Origin of the sequence: Mesorhizobium sp. M0074, from assembly GCF_040322975.1 — a bacterium.
In the GTDB taxonomy this organism is placed as follows: Bacteria; Pseudomonadota; Alphaproteobacteria; order Rhizobiales; family Rhizobiaceae; genus Mesorhizobium.
In genome coordinates, this window is record NZ_JAMYUM010000055.1 from 1 (window position 1) to 8,377 (window position 8,377).

General features: G+C 59.2%; 10 protein-coding genes and 2 pseudogenes. 6 read left to right on the top strand and 6 right to left on the bottom strand.

The features are described from left to right. Positions 1-216 precede the first annotated feature (216 nt). The 3 genes from NKJ73_RS34450 to NKJ73_RS33655 all read left to right on the top strand — a co-directional run bounded on the left by NKJ73_RS34450 (position 217) and on the right by NKJ73_RS33655 (position 1,625). The gene (locus NKJ73_RS34450) at positions 217-540 is read left to right on the top strand and encodes a helix-turn-helix domain-containing protein (RefSeq protein WP_373420512.1); all 324 of its coding nucleotides are present in this window, start codon (positions 217-219) and stop codon (positions 538-540) included. A 217-nt stretch (positions 541-757) separates the two neighbouring features. Then, complete coding sequence (locus NKJ73_RS33650) at positions 758-958, top strand: hypothetical protein (RefSeq protein ID WP_352572659.1); 201 nt, start codon at positions 758-760, stop codon at positions 956-958. Between the two features lie 280 nt (positions 959-1,238). Continuing rightward, a complete protein-coding gene (locus tag NKJ73_RS33655; RefSeq protein WP_352572672.1) occupies positions 1,239-1,625 on the top strand; it encodes an ATP-binding cassette domain-containing protein in 387 nt (128 codons plus the stop codon). 3 nt (positions 1,626-1,628) lie between these two features. On the opposite strand, the gene NKJ73_RS33660 is transcribed toward NKJ73_RS33655, so the two are convergent. Beyond that, the gene (locus tag NKJ73_RS33660) at positions 1,629-1,913 is read right to left on the bottom strand and encodes a hypothetical protein (protein WP_352572661.1); all 285 of its coding nucleotides are present in this window, start codon (positions 1,911-1,913) and stop codon (positions 1,629-1,631) included. Between NKJ73_RS33660 and NKJ73_RS33665 the strand changes: the two genes are divergently transcribed. Continuing rightward, entirely contained in the window at positions 1,912-2,193 is a 282-nt protein-coding gene (locus tag NKJ73_RS33665; protein ID WP_352572663.1) for a hypothetical protein, read from the top strand. The two genes, NKJ73_RS33660 and NKJ73_RS33665, sit on opposite strands and share 2 nt — an antisense overlap. A 202-nt stretch (positions 2,194-2,395) precedes the next feature. Here the strand turns inward: NKJ73_RS33665 and NKJ73_RS33670 are convergent, their stop codons facing one another. The 4 genes and pseudogenes from NKJ73_RS33670 to NKJ73_RS33685 all read right to left on the bottom strand — a co-directional run bounded on the left by NKJ73_RS33670 (position 2,396) and on the right by NKJ73_RS33685 (position 6,056). Further along, a complete protein-coding gene (locus NKJ73_RS33670; protein ID WP_352572664.1) occupies positions 2,396-2,677 on the bottom strand; it encodes a DUF2285 domain-containing protein in 282 nt (93 codons plus the stop codon). Positions 2,678-3,236: 559 nt separating this feature from the next. Beyond that, a pseudogene (locus tag NKJ73_RS33675) lies at positions 3,237-4,384 on the bottom strand (IS110 family RNA-guided transposase). Positions 4,385-4,663: 279 nt separating this feature from the next. Then, the gene (locus NKJ73_RS33680; RefSeq protein WP_084833964.1) at positions 4,664-4,768 is read right to left on the bottom strand and encodes a hydantoinase/oxoprolinase N-terminal domain-containing protein; all 105 of its coding nucleotides are present in this window, start codon (positions 4,766-4,768) and stop codon (positions 4,664-4,666) included. A gap of 757 nt (positions 4,769-5,525) precedes the next feature. Beyond that, positions 5,526-6,056 (bottom strand): TOPRIM nucleotidyl transferase/hydrolase domain-containing protein, encoded by a 531-nt coding sequence (locus NKJ73_RS33685; protein WP_352572666.1) that lies wholly within the window; start codon positions 6,054-6,056, stop codon positions 5,526-5,528. On the opposite strand from NKJ73_RS33685, the pseudogene NKJ73_RS33690 reads away from it, so the two are divergent. Next, positions 6,049-6,357, top strand: a pseudogene (locus NKJ73_RS33690) (DDE-type integrase/transposase/recombinase); the annotation flags it as partial. The gene NKJ73_RS33685 and the pseudogene NKJ73_RS33690 overlap by 8 nt on opposite strands. Positions 6,358-6,458: 101 nt before the next feature. Here NKJ73_RS33690 and NKJ73_RS33695 read toward each other — a convergent pair. Continuing rightward, positions 6,459-6,677, bottom strand: coding sequence for a hypothetical protein (locus NKJ73_RS33695; RefSeq protein WP_352572668.1), 219 nt, complete (start codon positions 6,675-6,677; stop codon positions 6,459-6,461). Between the two features lie 805 nt (positions 6,678-7,482). Between NKJ73_RS33695 and NKJ73_RS33700 the strand changes: the two genes are divergently transcribed. Next, a partial coding sequence (locus tag NKJ73_RS33700) for a condensation domain-containing protein (RefSeq protein WP_352572670.1) occupies positions 7,483-8,377 on the top strand: 895 nt, incomplete at its 3' end.

Here is an 8,377-nt window from a genome sequence, read left to right on the forward strand (position 1 = left end):
TCGCTCGGCCGGAAGCGCCACACTGTTGTAAAGTAGGGTTTCAGCAAATGCTGTCGCAGAAATTCTGCCCGCTTAGCGGGGTGGGCTCAACAGGTGAACGCAACACACTAGTCTTTTGTCAAAGATGGAGTGTGAGGCATGAAGCAGCGACGTCGCATCTATTACTCTGCAGCTCAGCGGTCTGAGATTTGGGATCGTTGGCAGGCTGGCGAGTCGATGAGTTCGATCGGGCGACGATTTGATCGGGAGTCCTCGTCGGTCTTTTCGGTGATCTCGCCGACAGGCGGAATTCGTCCGGCCGCTCGGAAACGGGCAAGCCAAGCGCTCAGTCTTAGTGAGCGGGAGGAGATTTCCAGAGGGCTGAGCACCCTCTGTTCGCTGCGTTCGATTGCTCGCCGGTTGGGTCGGTCGCCATCCACGATCAGTCGTGAAGTCCGGCGCAATGGTGGCCGGATAGGTATCGGGCCGCACGGTCCGATCAGGCTGCCTGGGGGCGGGCCCTGCGCCCTAAACTCTTGGCGAGCCTGGAGCGTGATCTGATCGGTTTCGTGTGTGGCAGTGCGGCCGGAATCGCGCTTGGTTTTGGCGATCGGGTTTTCCCGCCTCATGAAACGCTTGCTCGAGCCGGTGCTGCTAGTACACCGCCAGATCGCTCTCTTCGCTTGGGTGCCCCTGATCTCGATGTGGTTCGGCGGAGGCGAGGCCGGCAAGGTCGTCTTCATCGCGCTCGCGGCGTTCCAGCAACACCTGGCAGGGCGTGTCCGGCATCCCGCGCAGCTATCGCGAGCTTGCCAACGTGCTGACCTTCGGCTGCTTCGACTTCGCCCGGATCATCGCCATTCCGGGAGCGCTGCCGCAAATCTTCATGGGCCTTCATGCCGCGCTGATCTATGCCTGGACCGCGACAGGGGGGCCGAGCTTCTGCTCAACATCGCACCAGGGATCGGCGGGCGCATGAACGAGGGCCAGGCTGTTCCACATGGATCTATTGCTGCTGTGCATTCTCCTCCTCGGTGGCGTCGGAGTGGTCTTCAATGTCATCGCCGGCTCCGTGGAGCATCACTTTCTGCGCTGGAGGATTCCATGAGCGGCCCTATCCCCATTTCTGAACGGGGACGTGGCCAAAGCCACGCTTGAAGATTGCTGACGTCAGCAAGAGATTCAGTGTCGCCGGCCATCAGGTCCAGGCGCTGTCGCATATCCATCTTGCAGTCGACGAGGGCGAGTTTGTCAGCATCGTGGGATCCTCGGGTTGCGGCAAGTCCACCTTGCTGCGACTTGTCCTCGGCCTCAACACTGATTATGACGGCGACATCCGGCTTGATGGACAGAGGGTGGAACGGCCGGGTCTCGGACCGCTCGATCGTTTTCCAGGAGCACAGGCTTTTGCCCTGGCTCAATGTCGAGGTCAATGTCGCCGCGGCGCTACGCCAAAGCCGGTTGGGCGCTGGCGAGAGAGGCGAACTCGTTCGCGATCATCTGCATCTCGTCGGCCTCGACCAATTCGCCAAAGCCTATCCCGCCCAATTGTCGGGTGGGCCCAGTGCGCACGTCGCTGCGAAAACGGCCAACAGAAGGTCAGCAAAGTGCGCGGGCATGAACTTGCCGGAAAGCTCTCGGCTTAGTTATTAGGCAATGGTTTCCACGATCTCATAGCGCTGGATCAGCGGCCCAATCCCCTCGTTGAGCAGGGTCAGGACGTTCTGGGTCGTCGGTGCGAGAAGTTCAATCCGCTCGATGCGAACCGGACTCCATGAAGGCTCCTCATCCTCATCCGAGGTGACTTCGTCGCGGAGCTCGCGGACGACCTGCCGCACCTCGTCCAGTTCTGTAAAGAAGAAACCTGGGATTCCGGTGTCTTTCCAGCGGTCTTCGCTCGGCTCAGCCTCAAGTGAGTAGGTATATAAAATCATGGTTCAGATGATCTGCATCCCCTACAGGACGCCTCCGCCGGATGCTACACTTGCCTACCTTGCCGCCAAAAATCAAACCTTTTGCCGCAAACGGTCGATCTTGGATCATCCGAACGCGCCACCGGCTTCGTCTTTTTCGGCAAGGGTGGCGAGGTGGCGACCAATCGGCTGCATGGATGAACGCATCTTCGTGGCTGGTGATTATTGCAATGTACAGCAGGCCAAAACTCGCGCACCGCCTAAAACGCTATTGTTCCACAAGGCGCTGTTGAGCGTCTAAATGTCCGGCGAGACTGAGAAGCAGCCGATCGAGACTTCAAGCCATGGGTTCTCGAACGATTACGCGGCAATACAATTTCAAGATGATCTACATCCCTGAGCGCCATGAAAAAGCCTTGGGCGACAGTCTGGCCTCGGCGCGAGGGCGGCAGACCAGCCGGAGGCAGACATCGTCTTGCGAGATCTCGAGACGGTCTGCAAAGTCAGTGCGGCGCACCGCCTTGCAATAGAAACCGATACCCGGTCGTCGTCATCCAGCGCGCCCGCGCCAGGTGAGTTTCCCAAGCTCTGTGTGCCCGATCCGGTTCGCACTCAGGATCGATATGCAGCACGACACGCGCCATTTCGCACCAATCGGCATCGTCCGCCGCTGCGTCGAGCAAACGCAGATAGATCACAAAGTATTCTTTGTCATAGCCCGTCAGGATCGGGGATTGGGGTGCCTCGTCCGCGACATCGGGATCAAGCGGCGGCTTTTTTGGCATAGCGGTTGCTCCTTCTCATCGCCGTGCCCCAACAACAGCCTGATCCTGGTCAATCTCACGCGCACCAACCGCTGCACCGGATTGTGGAATCTCTCGCGGGTGGTTTCTGCAACAAACACCAGGGTCATCAGATCAAGCAGGAATTCGTCAATTGCTTGACCGATTGCTTCCGACCTACCTTTGAACTGATCCAGCGAAACACGCGCCTTATCAACGGCATCCGCGCTGGCGGCATCGATCAACGCCTCGATCCCCTCGAAACAGTCCAACCCGAAACCCAAACGGCCTTACGTCGACATTGTCATGTACCTCCGGGGCAATCCGTAGATCCGTTCGATGAGTCCGTTTGCGTGACGCGGTTCGCGAAGGAACCCAGTCCACCTTATATTCGGTCAGGGCGCATGCACCTGTTCCATGATCCCGCTTGCGGCGGATTCGGACCCAAGAGACGAAACCATTCTTCAGCGGCGGCTGTTTGAGGCCATGAGTTTCGTCGGTTCGTCTACCGAGGATCTGCCAGGCCTGATCGGTCCTGGAGATTGTTAGAATCGATTGGCGTCTACGCTGATGGTTTCGTCAGGAGAGCTCCTTCTATAACGACTCCGGCGTTCACGTATTTCCACAGCGCAACAAGCAGTTTCCGAGCGAGGGCGATGATCGCCGTCTTCTTGTACCGGCCACCATTCTGGATGACTCGCGCCCTGAACCACTGGCTGAGTGCGGAATTGGGTTGATGGCGCACCCAGAGCCACGCAACCTGGACAAGCGTCGACCGGAGCCTAGGATTGCCGGACTTCGAGACTCCCTGCTCGCAATTAATCTGCCCACTTTGCCAGGGCGTTGGCACCAAACCAGCGTAGGCGGCAACCTGTCGTCGATTGTCAAACTTGCGCGACAATCCCACGGACCACAGGACGGCCGCGAACTCCGGACCTATTCCCTTGAGGCTGAGCAGCAGGGCCGGTGTTGGCTCATCTGCCGCGACGAGCAAGGCGTCGCGTGCCTCTTCAACATCCTTGATCTGCTGGATCAGCAACTCGATGCGATCAAGTTCGCGGCTGATCTGCGCCTTGAGCGCTGGCGGCAGTGGACGTCCATCTCCGGTAATGAGCGCGTCGAGGCGTTTGCGTCGATCGCCTTTCAACGGTTCGTATCCGGACACGCCTTGGCTGAACAAAAGGCCCTTTATCCTGTTGACGTGCCTGACGTCAGCGCCTTCCGCTCCCGCACCAACCCGCGACGGTCTTCCTCCTCCGGCGTTGGCACTCGCAACATCGCGCAAACCCTAGGCTCGCCGCGGTTGTAGGCCAGCAACGCTCGAACCAGTGCTTCCCCGTCAATCCTGTCGGTCTTGGCCCGCCGGCGGCGACGCGATGTGGCAATGGATGCCGGGTCCACGACATAACTCTCGATGCCTTCGCGTTCGAGGACCCGATGTATCCAGAATCCATCCAGACCAGCTTCCTGGATTGATATGACCCGGAAGCTCTGCCCTGTCCGCACTTCCGCCTTTCGTTGCAGCTCTGCGACGTGATCGAGCAAACCCGGGATGTCGCCCCCCGGCACGATGTGTCTCGATATTCTCTCGCCCGCACCTGGCGCAAGCGAAGTCACGAGCCATTTTGAACGAGACAGTTCTAAGGAGACAAATATTGCGGCAAGATCGACGCGGATAGCGGCCGGGGCTTTGATGGTGTTGGCTTGCATGCTGATCTCCAGGTGAGTTTGGCAACTTCACTCTGGCAGAGCGCTGGTCGCCTTCCACCCCCCTAGGATCTTCAACGGCCGAGGTTCGAACACCGTTCAGCGCCGAAGATTCCAAGCGAAAACGACTAGTCATGGTTGTTTCACAGGTAGGAATTCATTGCAGGTGTGCTTATGCACGAACATGGCTACGCGAACCACCCGTCAGTCCTTCACGTGATGACGCTGGGTAAAGGCTGTGGCTATTCGGTTACAGACAGTCCGGACCTCAAAACAAATTCGTCAGCCGTCGGATTCCTGCGATGTCGTAGGCGTCTTGAAGTGGTGCAACTCACCCGTGAGCTCGTTGACCAGCGATAGATCGGTAAAGGTCCCTCCGACGTCCACGCCGAACCCGCAGTGCCCAGGAGGCTAGCGAAAATCCCGCGTCCTCACTCCAATCTCGTCGATGTGCCCATACGGGTCGAACATCCCAGCCCGTTTCGTGGCGACCTCACCGCTCTTGCCGAAAAAGATGAAGCTGTCGCCCCTCTTGGATTTCGCGCCGGTGATGGCGCACCGCGACGATCCGGATCTTTTATGGTACGGCGAACTGGAGAGCACAAGCGCCCCTGCCATGACGCGCTCATCCAGAAGGAAGAGGTGAGAGGCTACGCGATCGGGTGTGCTGAGAGTGTGTCGCTTGGCAGTTAACCGTAAGAATGCAGTCGTTTCGGTCAGGATTGGCACTTAATTTGAGAACCTGGAAGTTCGGATTCTCAAATTAAATGCCATCGTATTATCGTGAAGGCCGTGCTTCCTTTGAATTTCACACGCACCTTCGGCAAATGCGATGCCGGCAAGTTGCTGGCGTTAATTCTCATATTAAGTGCCAATGGCCGGGCTCGATTAACAAATTAAGTGTAGATTCTCAAATTAAGCGTATGGCTAACCTGCTGAAATCATTGACAAGCCATTCTCATAATTAACTGCCAAGCGACAGCGTCCTCCATGAGGCCGACGGTCTTGAACCAGCCGCCCTTGTGCGCAGCTCGTCCCAAAATTTCCCGGCTGCTTTGCTGAATCGTTCTGGATGTCGTTGGTGCTCATCGCCGGATGTTGCCGTCCACAGAATCGGCACCCTTCGTTTCGATCGCGTGCTCAATCAACGAAAGTGCGGCGACCTCAGGCAGGCTAAGGAACAGTTCATCTTCCAGCGCGCGGCCTGCTGGCCATGCGAACACGGTTCCACCGCGTTCCTTGAATGTCTCTTCAAGCCCGCAGGCGGATCCACGTCGCTATCCCGCAAGACTGCTGTGCGGTAGCCCAGGGCCTGAAGCGCGAGTGCCTGTGTGAAGGTGTTGGTTCCCTTGCCATCAACCAGGGCGGCGCCATGGGCAGCGATGGGTATATTCCCATCGTAGAATTGGTCGATACCCCTGATCAGACCTACTTCTGTGGCCCCTTCACAGACCAGAATTGTGCCGGCGAGCATTGCTTGCGGCTCGGCACGTATCGTTCCCTGTACGTCGCCTGCTGACGAGGCAAGAAGGACCTCGTGGGTGTCGTCGCGTCGACGCACGACGTGGAGCTGGTCCGCTGACAACTCCACAACTGCGACCTGGGAATGCGTCGTCAAGAAAACCTGGAGCGGTGGTGGCGTCTCCTTTGCACCGAGAGCGCCGAGCAAACGCATGATCACCGACAAGCTCGGCTCCTACGGAGCAGCGCGGCGTCAGGTCATGCCGGACGTCGAGCACCGGTCGCACAAGGGCTTGAACAACAGAGCGGAGAATTCGCATGTGCCACTGCGAAAACGAGAGCGGATGATGCAAGGTTTTCGATCACCGGGGAGCCTCCAGCGTTTCGTCTCGACCTTCTCTGCAATCCGCAATCTCTTCGTCCCGCCCCGTTCAAAACGCTCCGCCTTTCAGATCCATCTTCACCGCCTGAATGCCATGGCGCAATGGAAAGCTGCTGCCAGCGTGATCGCCTGAAATCATTCCCAAAAGTCACAACGACAGCCCATCTCTGTTTATGTGACATCACCCATGGGCCACCCGGGTATTCACCGGTCGGCGGGTCCATCGTGGCGGCGTCAGATCGGCTCTGGCGTAATGGGTTCTCCTAAGCCGACGTCGACTTGAACCGGCACGCGCGCGCCGGCGATCGTTGCGCTGGTCCGAATGCGCACGCCGCATAATTCGGCCTCGTCGCGGATCGGCATCACCCTGAGGCCTGCAATGTCGAACTTCACGCTGTCGTCGGGCACATTTGACGTACAGATTGCGCGGGAGCGCTCGGCCAGGGCCGCCACATCCGGGTCACCTTGCCCGAGGAGGTCGAGATGGTGCGGGGTTCACGCGCCATCGGTAACGATCGCTTCCACATAAAGCCACGTCACCGACCAGGCCTGCACCATCTGACCAAACCTCCACAGGTCCAACTTCCATTTCGCCGCCGGCGCCATTCCAACCTGGTGTCTCGACCCATGCAAACGATACTGTCGCTTTTGGCCCAAACTGTTTACTATCGAACGGACGTACCATAGGCGAAATGTTTTGCATTTCGTCCGCAGCCTGCAAACAAAAAGAAGACGAGCGAAGGTGCGCCACCCCAACTTGAATGTCTGCGCTCAGCTACATCCTCCGGATGGCACGTCACTTGCGCATCACCTTTGCGAAGCCGTCATGACGGTCTTGCCCCCAACCAACGGAGATGATGATGGTAATCGGCCCAGAAGTACCGAATTGCCCGGAGCAACTGAAGATTTTGACTGAAGAGCTGCAGATGTAGGCTATCGGCCATGAGAGCTCGGGGCAGAGCTTCCCATTCCGCACTAGCGTTGAGGCGACGGAGATCGATCAGGATATGCGGAGCGTTTTGAGCGGGGCTGGGGCGAAGAGAAGATTGAGAAGATCGAGACGAAGCGTTGCAGGCTCCTGCCGAATGAAAGCCCTGCATCGTCCGCTCACGCTCTCGCAGCGCTAGGTGAGAATTATCGGTCTGCTGGTGCTGTTGACGCTATTTCTAAAACGCGACGAAACAGCTCGAACCTAACCAGGACGCACGTCAGGGCACAGCGCGGCACTTCTCCAAAACCTCGAAATGAAAGTACCAATATGGCGGATAAGCCCTTCGTGCGGCTGGATGGGCTGCCGCTGACACCGAACGGCAAGCTCGACCGCCAGGCGCTGCCGGCCCCCGACGACGAGGCCTATGCGCGCACCGCCTATGAAGCGCCGCAGGGCGAGGTCGAGACGCTGCTGGCCGGGATCTGGCAAGAGCTGCTCGGCCTCGAGCGCATCGGGCGCCACGACCACTTCTTCGAGCTCGGCGGCCACTCGCTGTTGGCCGTGCAGCTGTTGAGCCGGTTGCCGCAGGCCGTCGGTGTCGAGCTGCCGCTGGCCACGCTGTTCGCCAGGCCGGTGCTTGCCGATCTTGCCGCAAGCATCGTCGAGGTGTTGAGCCGCTCCGGTCCGCAAGACCTGCCGGCGATTGTGGCCGTGTCGCGTCATGAGCCCCTGGTGCTGTCGTTCGCGCAGCAGCGGCTATGGTTTTTGGCGCAGCTCGACGAGGGCAGCACCAACTATCACATTCCGCTGGCCCTGCGGCTGCGTGGGGTGCTCGACCGCAGCGCCTGGCAGCGCAGCCTTGACCGTCTGTTTGCCCGTCACGAGGCGCTGCGCAGTGTCTTTGTCGCACCGGAGGGCCAGCCCCGGGTCGAGGTGCTGCCGGCCGATGCCGGGCTGCCACTGGTCGAGCACGATCTATCCGGCCGGGCCGATGCTAAGGCGGCGCTTTCGGATCTGTGCCGTGAAGAGGCGCACACGCCGTTCGATCTGTCGCGCGGCCCGCTGATGCGCGCGCGTCTGATCCGGCTGGCGGATGAGGAGCACGTCTTCCTGCTGACCCAGCAGCACATCGTCTCCGACGGCTGGTCGATGGGCGTCTTGATGCGTGAACTGAACAGCCTTTACCGGGCGTTTGTGGCCGGGCAGGACGACCCGCTGCCAC

Excerpts from the sequence above, each read along its gene's own strand:
- NKJ73_RS33665 (WP_352572663.1), top strand. The coding sequence starts at position 1,912 with ATGGTTCAGATGATCTGCATCCCCTACAGGACGCCTCCGCCGGATGCT.
- NKJ73_RS33670 (WP_352572664.1), bottom strand. The coding sequence starts at position 2,677 with ATGCCAAAAAAGCCGCCGCTTGATCCCGATGTCGCGGACGAGGCACCC.
- NKJ73_RS34450 (WP_373420512.1), top strand. The coding sequence starts at position 217 with ATGAGTTCGATCGGGCGACGATTTGATCGGGAGTCCTCGTCGGTCTTT.
- NKJ73_RS33685 (WP_352572666.1), bottom strand. The coding sequence starts at position 6,056 with ATGCGTTTGCTCGGCGCTCTCGGTGCAAAGGAGACGCCACCACCGCTC.
- NKJ73_RS33660 (WP_352572661.1), bottom strand. The coding sequence starts at position 1,913 with ATGATTTTATATACCTACTCACTTGAGGCTGAGCCGAGCGAAGACCGC.